This is a genomic window from Xanthomonas phaseoli pv. dieffenbachiae, from assembly GCF_008639345.1.
Taxonomy (GTDB): Bacteria; Pseudomonadota; Gammaproteobacteria; order Xanthomonadales; family Xanthomonadaceae; genus Xanthomonas; species Xanthomonas phaseoli.
Window position 1 is genome coordinate 4,630,001 of the sequence record NZ_CP041380.1, and the last position, 26,432, is coordinate 4,656,432.

A 26,432-nucleotide genomic window follows, 5' to 3' on the forward strand; every position below is an offset into this window, starting at 1 on the left:
GAAGGTCCTCCGCTTTCACCCGTAGGTCGTATGCGGTATTAGCGTAAGTTTCCCTACGTTATCCCCCACGAAAGAGTAGATTCCGATGTATTCCTCACCCGTCCGCCACTCGCCACCCATAAGAGCAAGCTCTTACTGTGCTGCCGTTCGACTTGCATGTGTTAGGCCTGCCGCCAGCGTTCACTCTGAGCCAGGATCAAACTCTTCACTTAAAATTACATGCCCGAAGGCAAATACTTTAGCTGCAGAAGTCCAACCACTGGCAACTTATCGCTTGCAAAGCAATTAATATGTTGCTTGATTAAACGTCTGCAAGATGGACAATCATCCTTCCTGCAGGCGTCCGCACAAATTACCTGCGCACACTGTCAAAGAACTTGGGGAGTGGCCTCAGCGCCGTTCCCGTCAGCTTCGTCGTTTCCGTCGAAGCGAGCCGCCCATTATAGCGGACTTTTTCTTGCCGTCAACACCTCATTTCGAGGTGGCTGACGCTGCTTCGCTTCGACCCGAAGGTTTTCTGCGAAGCGAGCCGGCCATATTAGCAGGCTTTTCATCCTCGTCAACCCCTCGTGAAGAGGAAGTTGCCGCCGCTGCACTTCAATCTGCCGAAGCGTCTTTCCGTATAGCGAGCCGCCCATCATAGCCGGCTTTTTCGTTTCGTCAACACCTTGTGATGTTTCCGATTCGCCTCGTTCTTAGTGCGATGCTTCGAGAAGCGCCGCCGTCCTGAGCGAGGCCGCGCAGTTTATCGAGACCACGCAGAAGTGCAAGCACTTTTTGACACTGGCATGACATCGACTCCGATCCACGCAGATACCGCGCGCGATTGCGCACTCCAGCCGCATCCCCCACGCACGCGGGCTGCAAGCTCACTGATCGACACCCAAAGGCGTAACGCTGCGGTATCGATCGCGGGTTGGCTCGATGAAAATGCATGTACCAGACACAGAGCGCCCTCATGCCCGCTTCCCGCAATCTGCTTCGCGATCTCTCCCTGCCTGCAATTGCTGCCGGTTTTGTCACCGTGCTGGTGGGGTTCGCTAGTTCTGCGGTGATCGTGTTCGAGGCGGCACGCCACCTGGGCGCCGACCAGGCGCAGATGGCGTCGTGGATGTGGGCGCTGGGCATCGGCATGGGGGTGACGTGTATCGGCTTGTCGCTGCGCTACCGCGTGCCGGTGGTCACGGCCTGGTCCACGCCGGGCGCGGCGATGCTGATCGGCAGTGCGGCCGGAGTGCCGTTAGGCGAGGCGGTCGGTGCGTTCGTGGTGGCCGCGGTATTGGGGATGGTGGCCGGGTTTTCGGGATTATTCGAACGGGCGATCCGGCGGATTCCGATTTCGCTTGCTTCCGGGATGCTGGCCGGCGTGCTGTTGCGCTTCGGCCTGGACCTCTTTGTGGCGATGCAGAGCCAGGTGCTGCTGGCGCTGGCGATGTTGGCGACCTATCTGGGCGGGCGGCGCTGGTTTGCGCGCTATGCGGTGATTGCGACCTTGTTGGTGGGTATTGCGATCGCTGCCGGCGGGGGGCTCCTGCGGTTGCAGGCCGTGCAGCTGCAACTGGCCCATCCGGTGCTGGTGATGCCGTCGCTATCGTGGGCGGCGCTGTTCGGCCTGGCGATTCCATTGTTCGTGGTGACCATGGCCTCGCAAAACGTGCCGGGCGTGGCGGTGATCCGGGCGTCCGGCTATGCAGTGCCGATCTCACCGACGGTCGGCTGGATCGGTGCGGTCAATACGGTGCTGGCGCCGTTCGGCGGCTTTGCGTTGAATCTGGCGGCGATTACTGCGGCGATCTGCATGGGTCGCGAAGCGCATGAAGATCCGGCGCGGCGCTACACCGCTGCGGTCAGCGCGGGTGTGTTCTACGTGGTGGTCGGGTTGTTCGGTGCGACCGTGGCCGCGGTGTTCGCGGCCTTCCCGCGTGAACTGGTGATGGCCATTGCCGGGATCGCGCTGCTAGGTACGATCGGCAATAGCCTGGCGGCGGCATTGCGCGAGGACAGCGAACACGAAGCGGCGTTGATCACCTTCCTGGTCACCGCCTCCGGGCTGACGCTGGGCGGGATCGGCGCGGCGTTCTGGGGCCTGGTGGCCGGAACGGTCACATTGCTGGCCTTGCGGACGACAGCAGCGCCCTAGCACGCCTGCACGCGGATGGAGCAAGCGGTGCGGCAGGCGCATGGGCTGGCCGCATGCCGGTGATCGCAGCGTTCTTACTCCGGGTCGCGCAACTGCAGCAGCCAGTGCGCAGTGACGCCGCTGGGGCTGGGCAAGGGTTCGAGATGGAACTGGCGATACACCGGTGCACCATCGCGGGTGCGCAGCGGCAAGGTGACGTAGGCGGCGCGCCCCAGGCGCAGCGCCTCTTCGAGCAGTTCGACCTTGCTGCGGGCGGCATCGTCGGCCAGCAGGGCGAGGATGTCGCAACCGATCAAGTCGGCCACTTCGGTCTGGCTGAGTTCGGCGAACGCCGGGTTGACGAACATCAGCCGGTGCGCAGCGGTGTTGGCGCCACGCTCGATGATGGCCACTCCGTCGCGCAGCCGTGACAGCGAGGCTTCGAGCAGGGTGAAATCCTGCTGGAAGCGCTTGCGTTCCATCAGTTCGATCAGCACGCGCAGGCTGCGCGCCGATTCCAGATGCAGCGCCGACCAGCGCCGTGCGCGACCGCGCACGGTCTGCTGCCACAGATCGAAACTCTTGCGTGGCGACAGCCGCGAATTGGGGATGTCCTGCAGCTTGGCCAGCTGCGGGTTGCCGGCCCATTTGACTTGCTGCACCTGCTCGCGGCGCGTCCACAACAGGGCGCTGCGCGATTGCGGCATCAGCGGCACGAAGATGAAACCGGCTGCCAGCGGCGCGAGGTCGGCCAGCTCGGGAAACACCTCGCCGATGGCGTCCACATGCAGGGCGCCGACCGCATCCTCGCGCAGGGCGTCGTGGTGCTCGGATTCGATGTGTTCGCGGATGCGGCGCAACGCCTCTGCATCCGGCACGCTGCCATGACGGCTGATTTCGTTGCCGTGGAAGATTGCCACGCCATCGGCATCGACCACGTCCATCAGGTCCGGGGCCATGTCGGCGAGCATGTCGACGGTCAGGTGCTCGGCGTCGTTGAAGTCGGTGATCAGTTTTTCGCGGATGGTGAGCAGCACCGACTCCAGCCGCGCCCGCCCCACTGCCTGCAGCGCGCCGATGCGCCCGGCCAGCGCGCGGGTGACCGCATCGGTGGCATCGCGCATGGCATGGCTGGTGAAGTGCGGGCTGTAGTGGTGACAGGAAATCAGCCCCCATAGCGCATCGTTGACCACGATCGAGGACACCAGGGTGGCGCTGACGCCCATGTTGGCCAGGTATTCCAGATGCACCGGCGAGACGCTGCGCAGGCTGACATCGCTCAGATCCACCGGCGTGCCCAGGCGCGGATGCAAGGTGGGCTGAATCGGCGACGGCTGGTAGCGCACATCGGCGATCTGGCGTACGCGGTTGCGCAGGTACAGCGCGCGTGCCTGCGCGGGGATGTCGCTGGCCGGGTAATGCAGGCCCAGATAGGCCTCCAGTTCGGGCTGGCGCGCTTCGGCGATGACATCGCCATTCCACTCTTCGTCGAAGCGATACACCATCACCCGGTCGAAGCCGATCATGCTGCGCAGGCCCTTGGCCGCGCGCACGGCCGCTTCGTCGATGCCCGCATCGCGCTCGATGCTGCGCAACAGCGGCAGCGCTTCGCGCAGGGTGACATCCATCAGGCGCGCGTCGCGCGGCTCGATTTCGATCAGCCACTGCTCCGGATACAGATGCCAGGCGGCGACCCAGGGATGATCGGTCGGCGCGCTGCGCTGCGGGAAGCGCACATCGGCGTGCAGCAGGTGCTGCGGTTGATCGTCTACTGCAAATGGTTGCGCGTCGGGCAGTTCCAGCACCTGGGTGTACGGCATGCCCAGCAAGGCATCCATCGGCACGCCGAGCAGGTCGGCGGCGGTGCTGCTGGCCTGCACGATGCGGCCATCGGCCGGTTCGATCACCAGCAACACGCCGTAGGGCTGGATCAGGCCGGGAATATGGATCGGTTCCCGCGCGCAGACATCCATATCCAGAGGTTGAGTGGGCTGATTCACGGCTGTGGCTCCGCTGCGAGGCAAGCATGGAAGTGGGCGAACATGGCCTGCGCGCCGTCGATGGCGGCGTCGCGTGCGGATGGGGTGGCCAGGCGTCGGTCCAGCGCTGCCTGGAAGCGGCGCCAGCCGGCCGGGTCGTCGTCGGCCATCTCGAAATAGCGCAGGGCGCCGGCCAGCGCGGGCTGCTGTTTGCGCAAGCTGCGAGCGATCACCCGTCCACCGAGCTGCGAGCCTTCGATGACGTACAACATGCCCCAGCGCGCGGCATCCTCGGCACTGGCGGGCAGTGCGACCGGCAGATCCGGTTGCTGGCCAAGCGCGTGCAGGTCATCGCGCAGTGCCGGCACGCGACGGCGGTACTGCCAGCCGTTGCCGACCAGGGTGGTCAGCCAGTTGCCGTACTGTGTTTCGAAGCCGGCCAGCAAGGCGTGGTGGCGGCGCAGGATCTGCGCATAGGCCGCCGAATCGACCTGCCCCTGCGCTAACGCCTGCATCAGCGGCACCGCTTCGACCAGGCGATGGGCATCCTGGGTGGCATGGCGCAGCGCGAGCGCAGCCGATGGCGGAACTGCCAGGACGTCGGAAACCATAGGGGCTCAAGGCGGTGCCGCGGCACGAAGGACACCAGCCTAGCAGTGCCTGCGCAAATCGGAAAAAGCAGACGCGAGCGCAAGCTGAATAGGTTGGCTTCACGGCTGCGCCGCGGGTGCGGTGCCGGCGCCGCGCGCCGCCCGTTTCCAGGCCATGCCCCAGCCTGCGGCCAGCAGCACAGCGGCCAGCAACCACGGCGCGCCCGGCAGATGCAGCGGCGCACCGCTGCCGATGAACCAGGCGAAGACATTGGCGAACAGCAATGGGCCGGCGATGCCGGCCAGGCTGACCAGACCGGTGAGCGCGCCCTGCACGCGACCTTGCGCGTCGGCGCCGACCTCACGGGTGATCAGGGCCTGCGCGGACGGGGCGGCGATGGCCCACAACGCACTGATCGGCACACCGACCAGGAAGGCAGTGCCGCTGTCGGCCAGCCCATAGATGATGAAGCCGATCACCCCGCAGCCCAGCCCCAGCAACAACGCGCGGCGTTCGCCGAGCCGGCGCACCAGGCGGCCGACCAGCAACGCGTTGACGATGATGTTGCAGACACCGACACCGGCCAGTACCCAGCTCACTTCGCGCGGGCCCCAGTGGTACTGGTAGCCGGCGAACAGTACGAAAGTGCTGGGATAGACGTAGTGCGCCAGGTTGGCCAGGAACACCACCGACGCCAGGCCGAACACCTGTGGGTAGCGGCGCAGCAGTTTGAGCGCGCCCAGCGGATTGGCGTGCGACCAGTCCAGCCGCGCGGTGCGGCGTTCGGCGGGCAGCGATTCGGGCAGCACGAACCAGCCATACAGCACGTTCAACAGGGCAAGCCCGGCGGCAAACCAGAACGGCCAACGCAACCCGATGCTGCCCAGCCAACCGCCGATCAACGGGCCGGCAACAAAGCCGATGCCGAAGGCAGCACCAAGCATCCCGAATGCGCCGGCGCGTTTGTCCGGTGGGGTGACATCGGCGATGTAGGCATTGGCGGTGGAGAAGCTGGCCGAGCACACGCCGGAGATGATCCGCGCCAGCAGCAGCATCGGCAGGCTGTGGGCCGATCGCCATCAGGACGAAGTCCAGGCCCAGGCCCAGGCACGAGAGCAGGATCACCGGGCGGCGACCGAAGCGGTCGGAGAGCGCGCCCTGCAACGGCGAGCAGACGAACTGGATGGCAGCGAACAGGAAGCCGAACCAGCCGATCCAGCCGGCAGCCACCACGTAGTCGCCACCGGTGAAGTGGCGCACCAGATCCGGAAGTACCGGAATGATCACCCCGAAGGACAGCACGTCGATCAGGACGGTGATGAAGATGAAGATCAGCGCGGCGCGGCGGCGCCCCGGGACGGGAGCGGAATCGGGAGAGAGGGACATCGCGCGGCCCGGGGTGGTGAGGCCGGCAGTGTAGCGGCACAGGGAGGGCAGCTACCGGCGGTGCATTGGTTGCGCTGCGTGGCCCCGCGCAGCCTGGCCTCTGGTTCGCAGTGCCTGGCATGGCTGCCGGCCCTCATCCGCCCTTCGGGCACCTTCTCCCGCAGGCGGGAGAAGGCAGCGCGGTGGCGTGGGTGGCGTGGCTGGTGCCGGTGATCGGTTACTCGACGCTGATGGTCTGGGTCAGGGTGTGACTGGCGCCGGGAGCGACCTCGGTGACGTTCGGGTACGCAGTGCCTGGCCTGGTCGCCGGCCCTCATCCGCCCTTCGGGCACCTTCTCCCGCAGGCGGGAGAAGGCAGCGCGGTGGCGTGGCTGGCGTGGGTGGCGTGGCTGGTGCCGGCGATCGGTTACTCGACGCTGATGGTCTGGGTCAGGGTGTGGCTGGCGCCGGGAGCCAGTTCGATGACGTCCGGGCCGGCGTTGGCCGCTTCCAGGCAGACATAGTCGCGCCAGCCCTCGCCCACGTCGGCCATCTTCTTGCCGGCCTCTTCGCCCGGGTTCCAGGCCACCAGCGAGCGGCTGCCTTCGGTGGCGATGACGATGCGGCGGCCGAGCACCGGGTCGGTGAGCGTGTAGCGGCCACCGGCGTCGATGTAGATGCGGTCGCTACGGCCAGGATCGCGTGGGTCGCGCAGGCTCCAGTCGCCTTGCTGGCGGTGGGCGGTGGCGTAGTTCTCGTATTTATCCAGATAGTCCAGGCCGTCCAGGCCCTGCACGCTGACCTTGAGCGCGTCGCCGACGCGGAAGTAGTTATGCAGCGCCTGGGTGAAGCGCACCGGAGCGGCACTGGTGTTTTCGGTGATCAGGCGTTGCTCCAGCGTGCGGCCGATGCGCAGCGTCATGCGCAGGCGCAGCGCCAGGTCGTCGAAACGCGGCGGAGTGAGCGTGAGTACCACGGTGCCGTCGTCTTCGCGGCGGCTTTCGGTGAGTTGCCAGGCCACCGTGCGCACGAAGCCGTGGGCGGGGACGTCGCCGGTCTGGTCCTGGCGGCCGAAATACGGCCAGCACACCGGCGCGCCGCCGCGGATCGGGGTGGGCGGCTGCTTGGCGATGGGCGAGAGCCACATCACGTCCTGTCCGCCCTTGGGCACGAACGAGAGCAGCTGGCCACCGAACAGGCTGATGGCGGCGGTGGAGAACGGCGTTTCGATCAGCAGCGACGGAAACCCGTGGAAATCGCCTGTGGTCAGGCCGGTGGTGTCGGACATGGGGGATGCCTTGTGGACGCTGGGGGATTGGGCGAAGGCCGGGTATGCGGCCGGCAGCTTGAACGCGGTGGCGCGGATGGCGGCGGCGCCGGCCACCGGCGGGGCGGCGCGCAGCGCGGTGAGGATGCGTTGGCCGGGGCGGCCGTCGGCCGGTTGCAGGCCCAGGCGGGTCTGCTCGACCTGGATGGCGCGGCGAGTGGCGCTGCCGACCATGCCGTCGGCCTCGCCGATCGGGTAGCCACGGGCGAGCAGCAACTGCTGCAGCTCGCGCCGTTCGGGCCGGCCCAGGCCGGGGTCGTCGGTAGGCCAGGCCGCGATCAGGCCGGGGCCGCCACTTAGGCGGTCGGCGAGCAGGGCAATGGACAGCGCGTAACTTTCGGCGGCGTTGTAGGCGTAGATCGCGTCGTAATTGCGGAACACCAGGAACGCCGGGCCGGTGGCACCGGCCGGCAGCAGCAAGGCGGCCGGCGTTTCTGCCGGCAGTCCGGTCGGTGCCAGCGGTTTGCCGTCGGTGCCGAGCAGGCCGGCGCGTTGCCAGGCCTGTAGCGGTTGGCGGCGGGTGCGCCCGGCCTTGCTGGCGTCGAAGCCGCGCGGCAGGGTGACTTCCATGCCCCACGGACGGGCACGTTCCCAGCCGGCCTTGACCAGATAGTTGGCGGTGGAGGCCAGTGCATCGGGGATGCTGGTCACCAGATCGCGGCGGCCGTCGCCGTCGCCATCCACGGCGATGCGGGCGTAGGTCGAAGGCATGAACTGGGTTTGCCCGAACGCGCCGGCCCAGGAGCCGGTGAGTCCGTCCGCGGACAGATCGCCTTGCTGCAGCAGGCTGAGCAAGGCGAGCAATTCGCCGCGAAAGAACGGCTGGCGGCGGCCGGCGCACGACAGCGTGGCCAGCGACACCAGCAGCGGGCGCTTGCCGGTGACGCGGCCGTAATCGCTCTCCACGCCCCACACCGCCACGATGGTGGCCGGGTCCACGCCGGTTTGTTCGGACAGGCGGCCGAGCAGTTCGCGGTGGGTGACCAGCATGGCCTGGCCATCGGTGACGCGCTGGCTGTCGACCAGGCTGGCCAGGTAATCCCAGATGGGCGTGGTGAATTCGGGCTGCGCGTCCAGCAGTGGCAGGACGCTGGGATCGGGCGCCAGCCCGGCGGTGAAGCGCTGAAAGCTGGCAGCGTCCACGCCCTTGGCAGCGGCCTGGGTCTGCAGGCCGGCCAGGCAACGGTCGAAGGCCGGATCGGCACAGGCTGCCAGCGGCAGCAGCCCCAACACGAGCGGCAATGCGCGCCGGGACAGCGTCATGGCGCGATGGCCGGCGGGTGGGCAGAGGTCATGCAGTGGGATGCTCCTGCGCGGCAAGTCGAGCCGCCGAGCATAGCCAACCTGGATGGTGGCAGGCGTGCAGGATGGCGATAGGTGAGGCGTTCCGGGGTGGTCGGCGGCTCGATGCGAGCGATGGTGCCGCCGGCCCGACTGGCTCAGCTGCCCTCGCCGGTAATTCCGGTCAACATCGACAGGGTCGGCGCGGAGGGGGCGTTTTCGGTCACTCGGCGGGTGCGCGCGTGGCGCGGCGCGTCGTGGCGCGGGCCGAAGCGAATCAGTGCGGTCGCCACGCACGCCGGCAGCACGACCGCGAACACGACCGCCGCCAGAATCGCCCATTGCCAGAGATTGAAGGTTGCCATGATCCAAGTCCCCCGCGGCGGAGTTCGCCTGCGCGGCAAGCTTCGGCGATCGGCTGCGAACGCGGCGTCGACAAATGGCGGGTCTGGATGCCGTTCGTCGGGCTGAACCGGGCTTCAGGGCTGCGCGTTGGGATGCGGACGAGTCGGTTGGCTGCGCGGGTGTGAAGACGTGGTTGGGGTTGCTTGGGCTGCGGTAGCGACTGGCCCGGGTCGTGCTCAGCGCGCGTCGAGGTAGTACCAGTGGCCGGCTTCGCGCACGAAACGGCTGTGTTCGGTCATGCGCACCGCGCTGCCGCCACCGATGCGATAGCGCGCCAGGAAGACCACCTCGGCCGTCTCGGGGCCGGTCTCGAGGGTGCGCTGCACAGTTCAGGCCAAGCCAGGTGGTGCGCCCGCCTTCGTCCAGCGACAGCGCGGCCGGGCGCGTGGACGGGTGCCAGCTGGCCAGCAGGTACGCAGCATCGCGGCGCACGTAGGCGCTGTAGCGGGCGCGCATCAGGGTCTCAGCGTCAGGCGCGGCGGCGCCGGCGTGGTAAGGGCCACAGCACTGCGCGTAGTTGGCGGGGCGGCCGCAGGGACAGGGGTCGGTGGGTGTGGAGGTTGGCATGCGGGGATTGTGGGGGATGGGATTGGGGATTGGGGCGTTGTTTAGCAGCCTCTTATCGAACAACACGAGGCTTCGCCCCCTACCCTCACCCATCTCCCGCACGGAGAGGGGCTTTGGATGCCGTGACCTGATGTTGCACGGTCTCCATTGCGTATGCGTGGGTGACACGGGGCAGGCATCGGCTCGCTACTGCTGATGCTGATACTGCAACTGCCGACGCGGCTACACCTGCCGCGATTCCGTTGGCTTTTACTGCGGCGCGCGACCTCGGTGCACTCGCTATGCTGTGGCCCCTATTGTGCGGAGCGTGGCCTTGCTGGAATTGATTCCCACCGAATTGCCGTGGCTGCTGTGCATTGCCTTCGTGGCCGGGTTGGTGGATGCGGCGGTCGGTGGTGGCGGATTGATCCAGCTGCCTGGCCTGTTTGCGACACTGCCGCAGCAGGCGCCATCGCTGATTCTGGGCACCAACAAGTTCAGCGCAATGTTCGGCACCGCTGCGTCGGCGTGGCGATACGCGCGCACGGTGCGCTTTCCGTGGCGGCCGGTGCTGTATGCCACCGCGGCGGCGTTTACGTTTTCGTTCCTGGGCGCGACCGCCGTCAGCCTGATGCCCAGGCAGGCGGTGCGGCCGCTGATTCTGGTGCTGCTGATCGCGATGCTGATCTACACGCTGATCAAGAAGGACTTCGGCGCGCTGCATCGGCCACGTCGGATCGGCCGGCGCGAACTGGCCACCGCGTTGGCGATGGGAGCGGCGATCGGCTTCTACGACGGGTTCTTCGGCCCGGGGACGGGCAGCTTTCTGATCTTCCTGTTCATTCGCTTTTTCGGGCTGGATTTCCTGCGCGCCTCGGCGGCGGCAAAAGTCGTCAACCTGGCCACCAACCTTGCGGCGTTGTCGTTCTTCTTGCCCAGTGGACAGGTGATGCTGGCGATCGGCCTGCCGATGGCGGCGGCAAACGTGGCCGGCGCGGTGGCCGGCACAAGGATGGCGTTACGCGGCGGCACGCCATTGATCCGCAAATTGTTCCTGGTGCTGGTGATCGTGCTGATCGGCAAGATGGGCTGGGATCTGCTGCAGCAGTAATCGCAACGTGCTGGCGATGCGAGATGCTCGATGGGCGACGCCACCGCGCAGATGGCGTCGCCCGTGCCCGATGGTCAGCGCTTGCCGCGCGACTGCGCCGTGCCTGGCTTGGCGCCGCGCGTTTTGGCCGGTGAAGCAGTCGTCGCCGCGCGCTTGGAGCTTGTCTTGCCGGCACCGCGTACTGGCTGCCCGGTCGATGCAGCTGTTGCACGTGGCTTGGCTGCGGCAGTTTTCACCGCCGCAGAGGCGGTGGCGCCCTTCCCGGATGTGGCGCTGGATGCGTTTGTGGCCGCAATCGGCTTGCCCGGTGTTTTCGAAGACCGAGTGGTCTTGCCGACGCTGGACCTGGATGCAGCTGCCGAAGGCACCGCCGACGCACCCGATGCGCGTTTGTCGGATGCCGCCTTGCTAGCCAAAGCTGGAGTGCGCAAAGTCGATTTCTTGGTCTGCATTGCTTGCGACTGTGCCGCAGCGCGCGTGGAAGATGCGGTCTTGGCGGTCTTGGCGTTCCTGTTCTGCTTGTTCGCCGTCGCGACTGCCGGCGTGCGCTGACCGGTCTGCGTTTCCGGCGCCGCGGACAAGGTCTCATCGGTGGCAGGCGATGCCGTGGGCACTGCGGCGCCGTCAATTGCCATGCCATCTGCGCTGACAGCGCCCTGCACTCCTGCAGGCTCGCCCGCAGCCTCGATCGACGGCGCAGCATCAACGGCATCGGCAACTGCCGGCTCATCGCCACGCGCGCGCTCGGGCAGCTTCAATCGCTGTGCCTGCTCGTCGTATTCGATCAGCAACACGCCGGAGTTGTGGCGGCCGCTGATTTCGACAAAGCACGCGCCGCCGATGAAGGGCTCCAAGGTCATCACCGACTTCAACGGCGTGGCCACCACCATCTGGAAGCCGAAGTTCTCGAAGATATTCATCGCAAGCGCAGTGAATTCGTTGTCGGCCTTGTCGAAGGCTTCATCCAGCACCACCGCGCAGTAGCGCGGCAGTTCGCCGTCTTCGCCGCCGAGCTGGTAACGCAACGCGGCCGCCAGGCAGGTGGTTGCCAGCTTCTGGCGCTGACCGCCGGATTTGCCGGCGCCGCTGCGGTAGATCTCCACCTGCGCACGGGTCTGGGCGTCCAGCTCCACACCGATGAACTCCACATGCAGGCGCACGTCCAGCACCTGCTCGCGCCAGCGGCGTGCCTCCGGTTCCTGCGCGCCCAGGCGCGCCACCAGCGCGCGCAAGGTGGAAAACTGCGCTTCGGCCAGGGCCCGGTCTTCGGTCTGTTGATGCGACAGCACTGCGCGCAACTGCTGCTGGAATTCCTGCACTTCGGCCAGGCGGCGGTCGCCGACCTCGATGGTCAGGATGGTGTCGCGGTTGAACGGCACCTGCTCCAGGCTGGCGTTGACCTCGTCCATGCGCTGCTTGATGCCCTTGTGGGCCTCGGCGGTGTGGCGCTGCAAGGCCAGCAGGTTGTTCTTGCTCTGGGTCTGCAACAAATCGAAGAAACGATGCTCGTGCCGCGGCAGGCCATCGCTTTCCAGCCGGTCCAGGCGCGCGAGGAAATCGTCGGCGCTGGCAAGGCTCACGGTGAAATCGCCGCTGTCTTCGGGCCACTGCTGGCAATACTTGCGGAAGCATTCCAGCAACTGCGCGCTGAGCCGGCTGTCGCGGCCCTGGCTGTCGGCCAGCTGCTCGGCCAGGCCACGTTCGACCACGCGAAAATGCGCTTCCAGATTGTCCAGCGACAGCGGCGTCAAGGCGGCGAGCCGTTCCCGCAGGCCCTGCAACTGGGTGGGCGTGAGCGTAGCGCTGCCGGCGCGGCCCGCACATGCGGCATGCTGCTGTTCGAGCCGCACGCGCTCGCGCGCCAGTTGCGCGCGCTCCAGCCGCACATCTTCATAAGTGCGCTTGGCCTGGTCGCGCAAGGTGCGTGCGGTGTCGATGGCCTGGCCGAGCGCGCGCAGGCCACTGTTGCCTTCGCGCAGCTGCACTAACTGTTCATCGATATCGCTCAGGCGCTGCAGCTTGGGACCGACGTCGATCTCGTCCCAGTCGCGCTCCACCAGGGTGTGGGCAGCCAGTTGGCGCTCCTGGTCCTGCTCACGCTGCTTGCGCAGCGCTGCGACATCGGCATCGCAGCTGGCGATGCGCTGGGCCAGCGCCTGCGCTTCGCGCTCGAACACCTTGAGCTTGTCGCGGTTGTCGTGACCGAGCAGCCAACGCTTGCGGTCGTTGACGGCGTGGCGGTCGTCCTTTTCGTAACGATCGCCCGGGTGCTTGACCTGGCCCTCGCGGGTGATCGCGCGGTCGGCGTTGCGCAGTGCGGCGGCGTTGTCCACGCAGGCGTAGTCGAAACGGCGGGTGAGCTCGTTGCGCAACCATTCGGTAAAGGCGTGCTCGCGCAATTGCAGCTTGCCGGGCAGCGCGCCGGGATCGACCCGCCGCGAGTGCAGCTCGTCGTTACGGCGCACACGGAAGTACACCAGGCGCGTACCGATATGGGTGCGGTTGACCCATTCACTGACCTGCGCGTAATGCCGCTCGTCCACCAGCAGCGACTGCGCGAAGCCGTGCAGCACACGCTCGATGGCGCCGCGCCAGGCCGATTGGTCTTCGCGCACCTGCACCAGCTCGCCCACGAACGGCAGCGCAGCCTCGGCAATGCCGGTGTCTTCGCACAAGCGCGCGCGCAGCGCCTGCATCGGTGCGGGCATGCTCGATGGCGCGCGCTTCAGCGCATCCAGTTCGGCGCGGATCTCGGCAAAGCGGCGTTCGTCGTCGCGCCGCGCGCCCATGCGCTCGGCGATCGCCTCGTCCAGCGCGCTGGCGTCGTGCTTGCCGTTATCCAGCACGGTTTGCGCATGCGCGACCTGTGCGGCAAAGCCGCTGGCGCCGGCCGCCAGGGCGGTACCGAGCTGGCGGCAGGCCTGTTCGATCTGCGCACGGCGACGCAGGCGTTCGTCGCGCTCGCGCTCCACACGCGCACGCTCGCGTTCCAGTTCCTCGATCTGCTCGCCACCGGCAGCACGCTGCTCGCGCTCCAAGCCAACCAGTTTTTGTTCGTGGTTATCCAGCGATTCGCGGCGCTGGCCTTCTTCGCCGGCCAGTCCACGGTCCTGGTTATCGAGCTCCTGCAAGCGCTCATCCAGCAGGGCCAGCCGCTGCTGCTCGCGGTAGCTGTCCACGCCCAACTGCAGCTCGCGCAACTCGCCAACGCTGTGGCGCAACGCCATCAGCGCCGCATGGTGCTCGCGCGCGGGGGTCAGCGTTTCCACCTGGCGCCGCGCGGTGACCACCGCATGGTGGGCGCCATCGAGTTCGGCAAAATCCTCCACCAGCCGATCGGCCGCTTCGAAAGTGCGCGGCTCATCCAGCATGAAGCCGCGCAGGAACGCATTGAGATCGCCCAGGTTCTTGGCCGACTGGGTCTTGTGCAGCAGCCGCAGCGCCATCTCGTTGCCGATGCCCAGCGCATGCCGGAAGCGTTCGGCATAGCCGGCGAAGCCGTCGAAATGCGCCACTTCCTCACCCAATCGCGCCTTGAGCTTGCGCAGGTCCAGATCGAAGCCATCCAGCTCGGTCGCCACGTCGAAACGGCGTGGCGCGACCATGTAGTGCCGCCGCACATCGGCTGCCGCGTTACCGCTGCCGGCGATCCAGAACAAGCGGATCAGGCTCACCGCCTCGCCGTGCGCATTTGCGTATTCCAGCACCAGCGCGGTCCAGGTCGCGCCCTTGCGCAGGTATTGGGTGGCGATTTCGCCGGACGCGCTGTCCTGCTGATCGGCCCACGCACCGCGTACATACGACACCAGACTCCGATCGCGCCCGCTGCGCTCGGCTTCGCGCGCGGCGGCGTTGAAGTCGACGATGCTCGGCGGCGTCAGCAGTGCCGACATCGCATCCAGCAAGGTGGACTTGCCCGAACCCGAACGCCCAACGAACAGGAAGCCCTTTTCCGCAATCGGCACTTCGGTCAGCCCGTTGAAGGTGCCCCAGTTGTGCACCTGCAAGCGGCGCATGCGGAACTGCTGCGCACGTTGCTCGGCAAGCGTCTCGGCAAACAAGGAAGCACCCGGCGACGCCGGCGACAGGTTGGACTGGGAATTCATTGCTCACTCACCAAAACAGAACGACAGAGACGCCAAGGACAGACCATTACGAACGGTGAAGCTTTCTTTGGGGTGCGGTGATGCGGTGATGCGGTGATGCGGTGATGCGGTGATGCGGGTCAAGTTTGAGCAACGGATGGAATGCGTGGACGGCTTCGCGACCGGGGTCGCTCCTACAGAGAAGCAGGTTCTTTGCACCGGCTGGCGTGGAGGTCGCACCAGTGCGACGAAAGCTACGGGTTTTCGAGCACCTGCAGCACTAACCCTGTCCACATCGGCCGATCACGACCACCATCACTCCTTCCTAGTCACTGCATCACGACATCCCTGCTTTGCTGCTTTGCTGCTTTGCTGCTTTGCTGCTTTCAACATCGTGTTGCTGATGCAGACCCTTGCTGTTGCTGTTGCTGTTGCTGTTGCTGTTGCTGTTGCTGTTGCGTAAGCAGTTTGCACTTCGCGGCCCCATACCGCAGCGGCAAGGCCGGCAGATACAACCCGCAGGGCGGCGCGCATGGATGCGCGACGTTTTTGTAAGGGACAGGGATGTCCCTTACAAAAATTTCTGCCGGACTTGCGCACCCGCAGCGCCGAAGGCGCGTAGGGCGCGAGGACGGGGTGTGCTTTCTTTTGGTTACTTTTCTTTGCACAAGCAAAGAAAAGTGACTCGCGCCCGACAGGGCGTGAAAGCTCTACCCCGCGACCAAGCAAACCCAGATCACTCAGCACGCACCACACACCGCCTGACACCGCACCCTCATCCGCCCTTCGGGCACCTTCTCCCCCATGAAGGAGGACAATGTCCCGAGGGGAGAAGGGAGATGCAAGAGACATCAATCCAACGCAACCTCCCCCTCACGCAGCTCCCGATACGCCACCACCAACGCCTGCACATCCTCTGCCGAGAACAACAGCTTCAACACCGGCGACACTTCATAGCGCTCCTCGCTGCCGCGCAAGCGCGACAGCAACTGGTTGTCGCGCATCTTGCCGATGGCCGTCATCACCCGCCGCGCGAAGCCCGCCCGATCGGTGGACACGTTCTTCTCGTAGACCGACAACGCCTCCACCAACTGCGCCTCGTCCACCACCGCGCGCTCGCCGCGCGTATCGGCCTCGGCCAGTTGCTGGCGCAGGAACAGCAGCAACACCGACTCGATAAACGTCAGCGGCGCGCTGCGTAGCAAGGTGGGCGATTCCAGCTCGGCGGTGTCGGCCTGGCGGGTGAAGGCCACCCCGCCCTCGCGGTCGAGCACCAACTCCAGAAACAGCTCGCACAGCACCTGGCGGATCGCCACCTCGTTGCGCAATAACGCCGGCCACAGCGCGCCGTGCCGTTGCGCGTCGATGCTGGGCCCTGCCAGCAACTGGCACAGTGCGCGCCGCGCGTCGAACGGCAGCGTGCCGGTATCGCCCAAGAACAGTTCGCCGCGCGGCTCGGCACTGGAGATGTGGGTCATCGGCATGCGCTCGTCGATGGACGCCGCCCCGGTGCTCTCGTCGGCGTCCAGGCCGGTGTCCTCAGACCAGTTCATTGCGTTTCTCCCGGGTAAACCACACCAAGGGAATGCGCGCGCGCCGCACGGCGCCGTCGCTGCCTTCCCATTGCACCGTTTCCATCTGTCCTTCGATCACCATGCCGTGGCGCGTGCCCAGCGACAGGTAGCCGATCACGCTGCCCAGGCCCTGCACGGCCGGGCGTTGTTGCAGGGCGTCGCCGATCGTCAGCCGCGGGCGTTGGCCGAGCAGATCATGCAGGTCGCGGCGCAGGCTGCGCACATCGATCTCCGACTGCGCGACCAGGTCGCCCACGCTGTCCAGCGAGATCTCGGCCGCATCGGCGGCCTGTACGCGTCCATCGACCTGGGTAAGCCGCGGGTCGTGCAGCCGCCATTGCGACAACGAACGCAGACGGCTGCTGCTGAGCGCCTGCGTATAGCCGGTGGCGGTGGTGGCGTGCAGGCTCTCGCGCAATTGCAGGGCTTCGCCCTGCGCCTGCTTGAGCAATTGATTGAGCCGGCGCTGTTCCAGATACCCACGGCTTTGCACGAAACCGCGCAGGCTGCGCGCGAAATGCTGCATCACCGTGTGCACCTCGCCGCCGCGCTCCAGCAGCGTGCCGGTCAGCCCGCGCAGGAAGGCGCGTTCGCGGCGATCGAGCTTGCGGGCAAAGCCACGGGCAAGCAGCGCATCCAGCGCCTGGTCGAGCTGGCTGCTTTGCTGGGTGTCGTTGAGCAGACTCCAGAACGCCTCGAAGGTGCGCCCGGCCTCGCTGTCTGCAATCACATCCACGCCGTCGAACAATTGTTCGAGCACGTCGCCGCGCGCGCCTTCGTCGTCGATGATGCGCTCGCGGAATTGGCGGTTGAGCTGCTCGAAGTCGTCGCGCACGCGATGGAAATCTTCGGCCAGCTCGTCGGAGAGATGGATCAGGTCGCGCGCGCGTTCCAGCGCGCGTTTGCCGTCCAGCGCGGCCACGCGGCCGGAAGCCACGCGTTCGATCTCGGCATCGATGCGCGCGCGTTCGTCGCGCAGCGCGGCCAGCCGGAGCTCCGGATCGGCTTCGGTCTGCCCGGCCAGCTGCACCAGTTGCTGGATCACTAACGACAGGCGGCTTTCGGTGGCGCTGCTGCTGCTTTCGCGCAGGCCGGCGATGAAGCGGATGGCCTGGGTCGTGGCACGCGAGAGTTCGTATTCTTCTTCGGTTGCGCCTTCGGGCAGGCGGCGTTCCAGCCAGCCCTGTGCCAGCCAATGCGCCAGATACGCCTGTGCGGTGCGCGGCAGTTCGCGCGACAGCTCGTCGGCGCGCAAGGCGTCGAGCTGGCGCTGCAAACGCTCGTGCAACACGGCCGACGGCAGGCGGCGTTCGCCATCCATCAGCACCGTCTGCAGCAGGCCGATCAGTTCGGGGGCGTGGTCGGCGGCGAGCAGTTTCCATACCGGCTGCTCGCGCAGTTGCCGGTAGCCGGAGATACGTGCCTGGTGCTTCATGGGCGCTGCCGCGACTGCCTCAACGCTTGCCGCCCACGGCGATGAACTGCAGGAATTCGGCGCGGGTGCGCGCGTCTTCGCGGAAGCTGCCCAGCATCTTGGAGGTCACCATGCTGACGCCGCGCTTGTGGATGCCGCGGGTTGTCATGCACTCGTGCGCGCCTTCCACCACCACGCCCACGCCAAGCGGCTGCAGCACGTCCTGGATGCATTGGGCGATCTGCGCGGTCATCTTTTCCTGCACCTGGAAGCGGCGCGCGTAGCTTTCCACCACGCGCGCCAGCTTGCTGATGCCGACGACCTTGCCACGCGGCAGATAGCCCACGTGCACCTTGCCGATGATCGGCGCCATGTGGTGCTCGCAATGGCTTTCATAGGAAATGTCGCGCAGCACGATCAACTCATCGTAGCCGGCCACTTCCTCGAAGGTGCGTTCCAGGTATTCGCGCGGTTCTTCGCGATAGCCGCTGAACCAGTCGCCGTAGGCTTCGGCCACCCGGCGCGGGGTGTCCAGCAGACCCTCACGCGTGGGATCTTCGCCCGCCCAGCGCAACAGGGTGCGCACGGCCTCTTCGGCCTGGGTCTGGGTGACGGAGGAATCGGGCTGGTTGGACTGGCTCATGCGCGGATGCACCCAAAAGGGGCGAGCATGGTACCTGAGGACGGCCCGGCCGCCCCAGTGGCGGTTGCGCCAGCTTGCAAATATTCAGTGACTATTGATTCATTTATGAATTGATAGCATCCTATCTATTATGAAGCCTGTTCTTTCTCCACGCGCCCGGCTCAGTTCCGGCCTGTTGGTGGCTGCCCGTCAGTGGCAACGCCTGGCCGATCAGGCGTTCGCCGAGTTCGACCTGTCCAGCGCCTGCACCGGACCATTGCTGATGATCGGGCGCTCCGGCGGCGGCATCCGCCAGGTGGCGCTGGCCCAGCAACTGGGCATGGAAGGCCCCTCGCTGGTGCGCTTGCTGGACAAGTTGGCCGCGCAGGGCCTGCTGCGCCGCCAGGCGGACAGCAGCGACCGCCGCGCCAACCAGCTCTGGCTCACCGATGCAGGCCAGGCGCTGGTCGGCCAGATCGAGATCCGCCTGGATGCACTGCGTGCGCAGGTATTCGGCGCACTCAGCGACGCCGACGTGCAGGTGGTGCTGACCTTGTGGGAGCAGATCGCGCAGGCGCATGCGCGGCTGAGCCAGGCCGACTGAGTCGGCTGCCGGCGTCGCGCGCGACGCCCGTTGTGCCTTTTCCGATGCTCTGCGCGCTGCGCCGGGCGTTGTGGTTCCTTCTCCAGGATGTGCCCGATGTACGGCGAATTCAGTCTCTACGGTGTGTTCGTACCCACCTTGCTGGCGTTGATGACGCTGGCCTACCTGCTCAACAGCGGCATCGCCGCGCTGCTGACCCGCGCCGGCGCCTACCGCTACATCTGGCACCCGGCGCTGTTCAACCTGGCGCTGTACATCGCACTGCTGGGCGGCCTGTTCTTCCTTACCCGTTGGATGCAATCGTGAAAAAGCTAATCAAGACCGCGGGGCCGGCACTGCTGACCCTGGCGATGGTGATGGTGGCCGCGTTGGTGTTGCAGCACCTGTGGCGTTATTACATGCAGGCGCCGTGGACGCGCGATGCGCACGTGGGCGCCGATGTGGTGCAGGTGGCGCCGGATGTCTCCGGGCTGGTGGAATCGGTGGCCGTGGCAGACAACCAGCCGGTCAGGCGCGGGCAATTGCTGTTGGTGGTGGACCGCGCGCGCTACGAAATCGCCCTGGAACAGGCGCGCGCCGCACTGGCCGAACGCCAGGCCACGCTGACCCAGCTGCGCCGCGAGATCGCGCGTGACCGCAGCCTGCAGGATCTGGTCGCCGCCGAAGATGCCGAAGTGCGCCGCTCCAACGTACAAAAGGCGCAGGCCGCAGTGGCCACCGCGCAATCGGCGGTTGATCTGGCCCAGCTCAACCTGGACCGCACCCAGGTGCGCAGCCCGGCCGAGGGCCGCGTCAGCGACCGCACCGTGCGCGTGGGCGACTACGTCACCGCCGGGTGCCCGGTGGTGGCGGTGCTGGACACCGGCTCGTTCCGTGTCGATGGCTACTTCGAAGAAACCCGCCTGCAGGGCGTGCACCCCGGCCAGCGCGTGGACGTGCAGCTGATGGGCGAGCCGCTCACGCTGCATGGGCATGTGCAGAGCATCGCCGCCGGTATCGAAGACCGTTACCGCAGCGGCAGCGCCGGCGCATTGCCCAATGTCACGCCTGCGTTCGACTGGGTGCGGCTGGCGCAGCGCATTCCGGTGCGCATCGTGCTGGACCACGTGCCTGCGCATGTGCAGTTGATCGCAGGGCGCACTGCCACGGTGAGCATCCTGCCCGACACAACGCACGCAACCCCGGTGACCGCGCCTGCCCGTGTGCAGGCCAAGGCGGCGCCATGAACCGCGCGATGTTGCGTCCGCTGGGATTGGCCGCACTGCTGAGCATGCTCGGTGCCTGCAGCACGGTCGGCCCGAACTACGCCGTGCCCGACGATGCGGCGTACCGGCGGCCGGCCGCCAATGCCGCATTTCTCGATACCGGCAACGACCAGGTACGACCCGGCGCCGCGTTGCCGGCGCGCTGGTGGGCGCTGTATCAGGACCCGGTGCTGGATGGCCTGATCGAGCAGGCCCTGCGCGACAACATCGAGCTCAAGGTCGCCGGTGCCAATCTGCGCCGCGCCGCTGCGCTCTACGAACAGGCCATGGATGCCGGCGGTTTCGATTACGAGGTGGAAGCCGGCGTCAGCCGCGCGCAGGTGTCGGCTGAGGCGTTTTTGCAGGAAGAAAAGCTGCCGGTGTTCAACCTGGCCGATGGCAAGTTCGGCGTGTCGTACCAGTTCGATCTGTTCGGCAAGCTGCAACGCGGCGCCGAAGCCGCACATGCCGATACCCAAGTGGCGCAAGCGGCGATCGATCTGGCGCGCGTCAGCGTGGCCGCGCAGGTGGCCGGCAGCTACGTGGAGATTTGCCACGCCAACCATGAGCTGCAGGTGGCCGAGCATTCGCTGCAGTTGCAGCAACACAGCCGCCAGATCACCCAGCGCCTGATCGCGGCCGGTCGCGGTACGCCACCGGACCTGGCGCGCGCCACCGCACAGGTCGCGATGCTGGAAGCGGCGCTGCCGCCGCTACGCGCGCGCCGCCAGGCCGCCGGTTACCAACTGGCCGCGCTGCTCGGCAAGACGCCCGGCCAGGTGCCGGCCGGCGTGGACAGCTGCGCGCACGCGCCGGCAGTGCAGCAGCCGATCCCGATCGGCGATGGCCGCGCGCTGCTGGCGCGCCGTCCGGATGTGCGCCAGGCCGAGCGCCGGCTCGCCGCTGCCACCGCACGCATCGGCGTGGCCACTGCCGAGTTGTACCCGGACATCCGCCTGGGTGGTTCGATCGGCGCCACCGGCCTGCTGGCGGATTTCGGCGAGCCGGCCACGCACGCGTGGTCGTTGGGTCCGCTGATTTCCTGGACGCTGCCCTCCAGCGGTGCGCGTGCGCGGGTGCGCGCCACCGAAGCCGGTGCCGACGCGGCGCTGGCGCAGTTCGACAACACCGTGCTGCAGGCCCTGCGCGAAGTGCAGACCACCTTGTCGCGCTATGCGCAGGATCTGGACCGCCTGCATCTGCTGGAACAGGCGCAGCAACAGGCCGAGCTGGCGTCCTCGCAAAACCGGCGCCTGTATCAGGGCGGACGCACGCCGTACCTGTCCAGCCTGGACGCCGAGCGCACCCTGGCCAGCGCCGACATGACCCTGGCCAACGCACAGGCCCAGGTGTCGCAGGACCAGATCCAGCTGTTTCTGGCGCTGGGCGGCGGTTGGGAGGCCGACGCCGGGCGCACCGACGCGACCGCTGCACGATGAGCCCGTTGTTGCGCGATCGCCAGGCCTGGCTGTTTTCGGCCAAGACCTTTGCCGCCTCGATCGCGGCGCTGTATGTCGCGCTTGCCGGCAATCTGTCGCGACCGTACTGGGCAATGGCCACGGTCTACATCGTTTCGCAACCGCTGCTCGGCCCCACCCGTGCCAAGGGCGTGTACCGCGTGCTCGGCACCTTGCTGGCCGGTGTGGCCACCTTGGTGATGCTGCCGAATCTGGTGGAAACGCCGTTGCTGCTGAGCGCGGCGATGGCACTGTGGCTCTCGGCCTGCCTGTTCCTGGCGCTGCTCAATCGCGGCCCGCGCGGCTATGCATTCCTGCTGGCCGGCTACACCACCGCCTTCATCGGCTTCCCGGCGGTCACCTCGCCGGAAGGCATCTTCGACACCGTGGTGGCCCGCAGCGAAGAGATCATCCTGGGCACGGTGATGGCGGTGCTGTTCGCGTCGCTGCTGTTCCCGGCCTCGGTCAAACCGATGGTGACCGCGCGGATCGGCAACTGGATGCAGGATGCGGCCCAGTGGTGCCGCCAGGTGCTGCAGCGCGGCCCGTCGCAGGCGCCGCGCAATCGGCTGGCGGCCGATCTGGTGCAGTTCGAGGCCTTGATTGCCTTCGTGCGCCACGACGACCCACGCCATGCCGGCGCCGCGCCTGCGCTGGAACAGTTGCGCGCACGCATGCTGATGCTGTTGCCGGTGCTGTCGTCGATTGCCGACCGCCTGGACGCCCTGCGGCGCGGCGATGCTGCGCCCGGCTCGGAGGTAGCGACATTGCTGGAGGATGTCGCTGCGTGGGTGGATCATGTCGCTGGCACCGGCAGTGCCGATGCCGATGCCGCCCGTCAGGCTGAGGCACTGCGTGCGCGCATCGAGGCAGTGCGCCCAGTGGTGGATCAGGACATCGATCGCCTGCTGCTGGACAGCCTGCTGCTGCGCCTCAAGGAGCTGCTCGACCTGTGGCAGGACTGCCGCGCGTTGCAGCAGGCGCTGGTGCAAGGCACCGCGCCCGGCGCGCTGCGTACGCTGTCTGCTGCGGCGCCTGCTGCATCCATGCCAACCGACGCTGCAGCGCGTGATGCCACGGCGCACTCGGCAACGCCCGGCGCGTTGCTGCAGCGCCTGGGCTTCTCGCGCCGTCGCGCTGCGCAGCAGGCCTTGCCCGCGCGGGACGACGCGGCGCCGCACGCCGGCGCGTTGCCCTCGTCAACGCCTGGGGCATCGACGCAACCATCGGGCCAGCCGTCTGCAGAGATTGCTGACACTCCGGTTGCGGCACACGCCACGCGCCACATCGATTTCGGCATGGCCGCGTTTTCCGCGCTGAGCGCCGGCTTCGCGCTGATGGCGTATTGCGTGCTGTGGATCGGCATCGGCTGGGAAGGTGGCGGCAACGGCGCGATGATGGCCGCAGTCACTGCTGCGTTTTTCGCCGCGCAAGACGACCCCGCGCCGAGCATGCTGTCGTTCCTGACCTGGGCGGTGGTGGCCAGCGTGGTTGCCGGCATCTATCAGTTCGGCATCTTCCCGGCCATCCACGATTTTTCGATGCTGGTGTTGGTGCTGGCGGCGGTGTTCCTGCCATTGGGGGCGCTGCTGCATCGCCCCAGGAGCATGCTGATCGCCTTGCCGCTGGTGGTGAACCTCACCGCGCTGCTGAGCCTGCAGAACACCTACAGCGCCAACCTGCAGAGCTTCGTCAATGCGGCAGTGGCGATGGTGCTGGGGATCGGGTTTGCCGTGGTGCTCACGCGTCTGTTTCGTTCGGTCGGTGCCGAATGGAGCGCGCGCCGGCTGGTGCGCCAGGGCTGGCGCACGCTGGCCGATGCCGCCGACGGACACGGTGCGCAGGATCGCCAGCACTTTGCCGCACGCATGCTGGATCTGCTTGGTCTGCTTGCGCCACGGCTGGCGTTGACGCCGGAAGGTAGCGACCTGGCTTCGGTGGATATGCTCAACGAAGTGCGCGTGGGCTTGAACATCCTGCAGCTGCGCCGTGCACGGCATGGCTTGCCGGCGTCCAGTCGCGATGCGGTGGACGCGATTTTGCGCGATGTGGCCGCGTACTACCGGCAGCAGGTTGCACGGAAGCGTCCGTTGCCGGGTCCCGACTCTTTGCGTGACCGTCTGGATGCATCACTGACGCGCGTGGGCAAGGTGCCGGCAGGCGCGCATCGCGATGAAGCGTTGTTGGGGTTGGTTGGGCTGCGTTACAGCATGTTTGCGAAGACAACAGCGCAGCATCAGGACGGCGCAGAACAGCCGCCCGCGTTAGCCCCTCTCCCGCCGGGACGATAAGGCACTGCTTGCGCGCCATTGGCGCGCGTGTCTTGCAGCGCCCGCGCTGCTAGTGCGGACCGGGGCGCGGAGCGGGGGTTGAGCTGAGGGTTTGGCTACCAATGCACGACCGCAGCATCGATGCTTCACTTTGGCGGCGCGTGGCGACGCGTTTACCACGCTCGGTATGCCAATCACCTGAGGCGCCCCTCATCCGCCCCTTCGGGGCACCTTCTCCCCCATGAAGGGGGACAATGTCCCGCAGGGAGAAGGGAAGGGCTCTGCCCGCGCGCACGCATCACCGCTTGCGCTGATGCATCGCTGCTTCGTTGTCCAGCCAGTTGCTGCCCTTGTTGGTCAGGAAGAACATGTAGACCACCAACGACACCGCGATCACCGCCGTCGCATAGATCACGAACTCGGTCACATGGTTGGTCTTCAACGAGGCCTGGTACAGCAACGGCGCGGTTCCGCCGAAGGCCGAATTGGCCAACGCGTAGCCAAGGCCGACACCCAGCGCGCGCACGTGGGTGGGGAACAATTCCGCCTTCACCACTGCATTGATCGAGGTGTAGCCGGTCAGGATCACAAAGCCCACGGTGAGGATCGCGAACGCGGTCAGCCAATCGGTCTGCTTGGGCAGTTCCATCACCAGGAACCAGGTGTAGAGCACGCCGCCGATGCCGAAGAACACCAGCAAGGTCTTGCGCCCGACGATGTCCGACAACCAGCCGCCGACCGGCTGCATCAGCATCAGCACGGTCAGGGCCACCAGGTTGATGATGGTGCCGGCCATCACGTCGCCACCGGCGAACGCGGTCTGGATCATCTTCGGCCCGGTGACCGAATAGGTGTAGAACGCGATCGTACCGCCGGCGGTGATCAGGAAGCACAACAGCAGCGGGCGCCACTGATTGACGAACAATTCGCGCATCGAACCGGAAGCCTTGGCCTTGCCGGTCCGCGAATCGGCGATGGATTCGGAGCTCAGCGACTCGTCCATCGTGCGGCGCAGCCAGAACACCACCAACGCGCCGATGCCACCCAGCCCGAACGCCACGCGCCAGCCCCATTCGGAGACCTGCGAGGCATCGAAGAAATGCAACATGATCAGCAAGGTGGTCTGTGCCAGCACGTGCCCGCCCACCAGCGTCACGTAATGGAACGACGACAGGAAGCCGCGCCGGCCGGGAATCGCCGCCTCGGACATGTACGTGGCGCTGGTGCCGTATTCGCCACCGGTCGCAAAGCCCTGCAGCAGGCGCGCCACCAACAAGATGATCGGCGCAGCGATGCCGATCGTGGCCACCGTGGGCGTGATCGCAATGACGAACGAGCACAGCGCCATCACCGACACCGAAATGGTCAATGCCAGCCGGCGGCCATAACGGTCGGCGAAGCGGCCGAAATACCAGGCGCCAATCGGGCGCATCAAGAACGTCATCGCAAAGATCGCCCACACGAACATGGTGGCGTTCTTGTCTTCCTTGGAAAAGAACTGCGACTCGAAGTAGGTGGCGAACACCGAATAGACGTAGACGTCGTACCACTCGACGAGGTTGCCGGCCGAGCCCTTGAGCGTGTTGGACACCGAGCGGCGAAGGCTGACGGCAGCCGTGCCAGAACCGGCAGCGATCGGAGACGATGGGGGTGCGCTCATGCGGTCAGAACCTCTTCGGTGGGACAGCCCCGGAGTATAGGTGCGCGCTTGTGTGACGCATGTAAGCATTTTGGCTTATGGGTGGCGGCAAATCGCCCACCTGACCGCCTGCTTCAGCCCGCTTTTGGCGTGGGTGCCGCCAGCGCGTGGCTGTACTTGCCGGAGCGATCGAAACAGCACGCACGTCGCTTGCCCGAAGCCAGCATGGCGCAAGCGGTGGCGATGCGCTTGCCCCGCGTCTGGGCCTGTTTGCCGGACACGACCCAGAAGATCCAATCGCGCCGCGCCACCGCGGTGATGTCGTTCCAGGTCGCACGCGCGGCCGGATGCGCGGCTAGCGCTGCGTGCAGATCGTCCGGCACGACCGGCTCGGGCTCTTCGGCAACCGGCGTCAACACGAGCGCCACCGTCTGGCCGGCGGCAACACCGGCTGCCTGCTGCAGGGCACGTTCGATCGTCAGCCAGTGCCCGCCCCGCCCGTCCGGCTGCAGCGTCGCCTGCAGTGGGTGCCCGGCCAGCGTGCCGGTGACGCTCGCCATGCTGCGCGTGGGCAACGCGTCGCTCGCTGCTGCAGGCAGTAGCAGAAACAGCCAGGTGGCATCGGCCGGGGTTGCCGGTTGCAGCAAGGTGGCAGTGAACCGGATGGCGGCGGCCGCACGCATGCGCGAACCATAGCACTGCACACACCCGCGCTCTGCCGTTGGCTGCCGCGCGTTGGCGCACGCGTGATCGCGCAGGTAGCGCAGGCAGCGCCATGGTCGTAAGCCGTGCCGTGCGC

At 66.8% G+C, this 26,432-nt stretch carries 18 protein-coding genes, 1 rRNA gene and 2 pseudogenes (1 of these 21 cut by a window edge); 7 read left to right on the plus strand and 14 right to left on the minus strand.

Going from position 1 to position 26,432, the window contains the following annotated elements:
* Nucleotides 1-212, minus strand: a 16S ribosomal RNA gene (locus tag FLG15_RS20645); it reaches 1,335 nt to the left of the window's first position.
* A 746-nt stretch (nucleotides 213-958) separates the two neighbouring features.
* Here FLG15_RS20645 and FLG15_RS20650 point away from each other — a divergent pair.
* Nucleotides 959-2,140 carry a benzoate/H(+) symporter BenE family transporter gene (locus FLG15_RS20650; RefSeq protein ID WP_057678980.1) on the plus strand — a complete coding sequence of 394 codons (1,182 nt, stop codon included), beginning with the start codon at nucleotides 959-961 and terminating at the stop codon, nucleotides 2,138-2,140.
* A gap of 74 nt (nucleotides 2,141-2,214) precedes the next feature.
* On the opposite strand, the gene bphP is transcribed toward FLG15_RS20650, so the two are convergent.
* From bphP to FLG15_RS20690, 6 genes and pseudogenes are all read right to left on the minus strand, one after another.
* Complete coding sequence (bphP, locus tag FLG15_RS20655) at nucleotides 2,215-4,119, minus strand: bacteriophytochrome BphP (RefSeq protein ID WP_057678979.1); 1,905 nt, start codon at nucleotides 4,117-4,119, stop codon at nucleotides 2,215-2,217.
* Nucleotides 4,116-4,709, minus strand: coding sequence for a biliverdin-producing heme oxygenase (locus FLG15_RS20660; RefSeq protein ID WP_057678978.1), 594 nt, complete (start codon nucleotides 4,707-4,709; stop codon nucleotides 4,116-4,118). Before FLG15_RS20660 ends, bphP begins: the two co-directional genes overlap by 4 nt.
* A gap of 99 nt (nucleotides 4,710-4,808) precedes the next feature.
* Nucleotides 4,809-6,075: pseudogene (locus tag FLG15_RS20665) on the minus strand (TCR/Tet family MFS transporter).
* A 406-nt stretch (nucleotides 6,076-6,481) separates the two neighbouring features.
* Nucleotides 6,482-8,644: a lytic murein transglycosylase gene (locus FLG15_RS20680; protein ID WP_150147253.1), complete on the minus strand. Its 2,163-nt coding sequence runs from the start codon at nucleotides 8,642-8,644 to the stop codon at nucleotides 6,482-6,484.
* Nucleotides 8,645-8,820: 176 nt separating this feature from the next.
* Complete coding sequence (locus FLG15_RS20685; RefSeq protein WP_057680167.1) at nucleotides 8,821-9,027, minus strand: hypothetical protein; 207 nt, start codon at nucleotides 9,025-9,027, stop codon at nucleotides 8,821-8,823.
* Nucleotides 9,028-9,243: 216 nt separating this feature from the next.
* Nucleotides 9,244-9,634: pseudogene (locus FLG15_RS20690) on the minus strand (YchJ family protein).
* A gap of 307 nt (nucleotides 9,635-9,941) precedes the next feature.
* Here FLG15_RS20690 and FLG15_RS20695 point away from each other — a divergent pair.
* A complete protein-coding gene (locus tag FLG15_RS20695; protein WP_204243825.1) occupies nucleotides 9,942-10,724 on the plus strand; it encodes a sulfite exporter TauE/SafE family protein in 783 nt (260 codons plus the stop codon).
* Between the two features lie 74 nt (nucleotides 10,725-10,798).
* Here FLG15_RS20695 and FLG15_RS20700 read toward each other — a convergent pair whose 3' ends face one another.
* From FLG15_RS20700 to folE, 5 genes are all read right to left on the minus strand, one after another.
* Nucleotides 10,799-14,830 carry an SbcC/MukB-like Walker B domain-containing protein gene (locus FLG15_RS20700; protein ID WP_150147256.1) on the minus strand — a complete coding sequence of 1,344 codons (4,032 nt, stop codon included), beginning with the start codon at nucleotides 14,828-14,830 and terminating at the stop codon, nucleotides 10,799-10,801.
* Nucleotides 14,831-15,124: 294 nt separating this feature from the next.
* Complete coding sequence (locus tag FLG15_RS23635) at nucleotides 15,125-15,556, minus strand: hypothetical protein (protein ID WP_209228203.1); 432 nt, start codon at nucleotides 15,554-15,556, stop codon at nucleotides 15,125-15,127.
* Between the two features lie 104 nt (nucleotides 15,557-15,660).
* A complete protein-coding gene (locus FLG15_RS20705; protein ID WP_057687132.1) occupies nucleotides 15,661-16,362 on the minus strand; it encodes a DUF4194 domain-containing protein in 702 nt (233 codons plus the stop codon).
* Nucleotides 16,349-17,818, minus strand: a complete 1,470-nt coding sequence (locus FLG15_RS20710; protein WP_057678992.1) for a DUF3375 domain-containing protein — start codon at nucleotides 17,816-17,818, stop codon at nucleotides 16,349-16,351. The genes FLG15_RS20705 and FLG15_RS20710 overlap by 14 nt, the downstream gene beginning before the upstream one ends.
* Nucleotides 17,819-17,837: 19 nt before the next feature.
* A complete protein-coding gene (gene folE, locus FLG15_RS20715) occupies nucleotides 17,838-18,440 on the minus strand; it encodes a GTP cyclohydrolase I FolE (RefSeq protein ID WP_017158364.1) in 603 nt (200 codons plus the stop codon).
* 130 nt (nucleotides 18,441-18,570) lie between these two features.
* Here folE and FLG15_RS20720 point away from each other — a divergent pair, with 130 nt between their 5' ends.
* From FLG15_RS20720 to FLG15_RS20740, 5 genes are all read left to right on the plus strand, one after another.
* Complete coding sequence (locus FLG15_RS20720; RefSeq protein WP_039574946.1) at nucleotides 18,571-19,023, plus strand: MarR family winged helix-turn-helix transcriptional regulator; 453 nt, start codon at nucleotides 18,571-18,573, stop codon at nucleotides 19,021-19,023.
* Between the two features lie 87 nt (nucleotides 19,024-19,110).
* Nucleotides 19,111-19,329 (plus strand): DUF1656 domain-containing protein, encoded by a 219-nt coding sequence (locus FLG15_RS20725; protein ID WP_016850515.1) that lies wholly within the window; start codon nucleotides 19,111-19,113, stop codon nucleotides 19,327-19,329.
* Nucleotides 19,326-20,249 (plus strand): efflux RND transporter periplasmic adaptor subunit, encoded by a 924-nt coding sequence (locus FLG15_RS20730; RefSeq protein WP_057678991.1) that lies wholly within the window; start codon nucleotides 19,326-19,328, stop codon nucleotides 20,247-20,249. Before FLG15_RS20725 ends, FLG15_RS20730 begins: the two co-directional genes overlap by 4 nt.
* Nucleotides 20,246-21,706, plus strand: coding sequence for an efflux transporter outer membrane subunit (locus tag FLG15_RS20735; protein ID WP_057678990.1), 1,461 nt, complete (start codon nucleotides 20,246-20,248; stop codon nucleotides 21,704-21,706). The genes FLG15_RS20730 and FLG15_RS20735 overlap by 4 nt, the downstream gene beginning before the upstream one ends.
* A complete protein-coding gene (locus FLG15_RS20740; protein WP_150147259.1) occupies nucleotides 21,703-24,015 on the plus strand; it encodes an FUSC family protein in 2,313 nt (770 codons plus the stop codon). The genes FLG15_RS20735 and FLG15_RS20740 overlap by 4 nt, the downstream gene beginning before the upstream one ends.
* 277 nt (nucleotides 24,016-24,292) lie before the next feature.
* Here the strand turns inward: FLG15_RS20740 and FLG15_RS20745 are convergent, their stop codons facing one another.
* Both FLG15_RS20745 and FLG15_RS20750 read right to left on the minus strand, forming a co-directional pair.
* Nucleotides 24,293-25,654 (minus strand): MFS transporter, encoded by a 1,362-nt coding sequence (locus tag FLG15_RS20745; protein ID WP_150147262.1) that lies wholly within the window; start codon nucleotides 25,652-25,654, stop codon nucleotides 24,293-24,295.
* Nucleotides 25,655-25,767: 113 nt separating this feature from the next.
* The gene (locus tag FLG15_RS20750; protein WP_057678995.1) at nucleotides 25,768-26,316 is read right to left on the minus strand and encodes a YdeI/OmpD-associated family protein; all 549 of its coding nucleotides are present in this window, start codon (nucleotides 26,314-26,316) and stop codon (nucleotides 25,768-25,770) included.
* Between the last annotated feature and the right edge of the window lie 116 nt (nucleotides 26,317-26,432).

What these genes read in the sequence shown, in the direction of transcription:
- FLG15_RS20660 (WP_057678978.1), bottom strand. Translation starts at nt 4,709, where the DNA reads ATGGTTTCCGACGTCCTGGCAGTTCCGCCATCGGCTGCGCTCGCGCTG.
- FLG15_RS20700 (WP_150147256.1), bottom strand. Translation starts at nt 14,830, where the DNA reads ATGAATTCCCAGTCCAACCTGTCGCCGGCGTCGCCGGGTGCTTCCTTG.
- FLG15_RS20710 (WP_057678992.1), bottom strand. Translation starts at nt 17,818, where the DNA reads ATGAAGCACCAGGCACGTATCTCCGGCTACCGGCAACTGCGCGAGCAG.
- FLG15_RS20685 (WP_057680167.1), bottom strand. Translation starts at nt 9,027, where the DNA reads ATGGCAACCTTCAATCTCTGGCAATGGGCGATTCTGGCGGCGGTCGTG.
- folE (WP_017158364.1), bottom strand. Translation starts at nt 18,440, where the DNA reads ATGAGCCAGTCCAACCAGCCCGATTCCTCCGTCACCCAGACCCAGGCC.
- FLG15_RS20720 (WP_039574946.1), top strand. Translation starts at nt 18,571, where the DNA reads ATGAAGCCTGTTCTTTCTCCACGCGCCCGGCTCAGTTCCGGCCTGTTG.
- FLG15_RS20740 (WP_150147259.1), top strand. Translation starts at nt 21,703, where the DNA reads ATGAGCCCGTTGTTGCGCGATCGCCAGGCCTGGCTGTTTTCGGCCAAG.
- FLG15_RS20650 (WP_057678980.1), top strand. Translation starts at nt 959, where the DNA reads ATGCCCGCTTCCCGCAATCTGCTTCGCGATCTCTCCCTGCCTGCAATT.
- FLG15_RS20705 (WP_057687132.1), bottom strand. Translation starts at nt 16,362, where the DNA reads ATGAACTGGTCTGAGGACACCGGCCTGGACGCCGACGAGAGCACCGGG.
- FLG15_RS20735 (WP_057678990.1), top strand. Translation starts at nt 20,246, where the DNA reads ATGAACCGCGCGATGTTGCGTCCGCTGGGATTGGCCGCACTGCTGAGC.
- FLG15_RS20680 (WP_150147253.1), bottom strand. Translation starts at nt 8,644, where the DNA reads ATGACGCTGTCCCGGCGCGCATTGCCGCTCGTGTTGGGGCTGCTGCCG.
- FLG15_RS20750 (WP_057678995.1), bottom strand. Translation starts at nt 26,316, where the DNA reads ATGCGTGCGGCCGCCGCCATCCGGTTCACTGCCACCTTGCTGCAACCG.
- FLG15_RS20725 (WP_016850515.1), top strand. Translation starts at nt 19,111, where the DNA reads ATGTGCCCGATGTACGGCGAATTCAGTCTCTACGGTGTGTTCGTACCC.
- FLG15_RS20745 (WP_150147262.1), bottom strand. Translation starts at nt 25,654, where the DNA reads ATGAGCGCACCCCCATCGTCTCCGATCGCTGCCGGTTCTGGCACGGCT.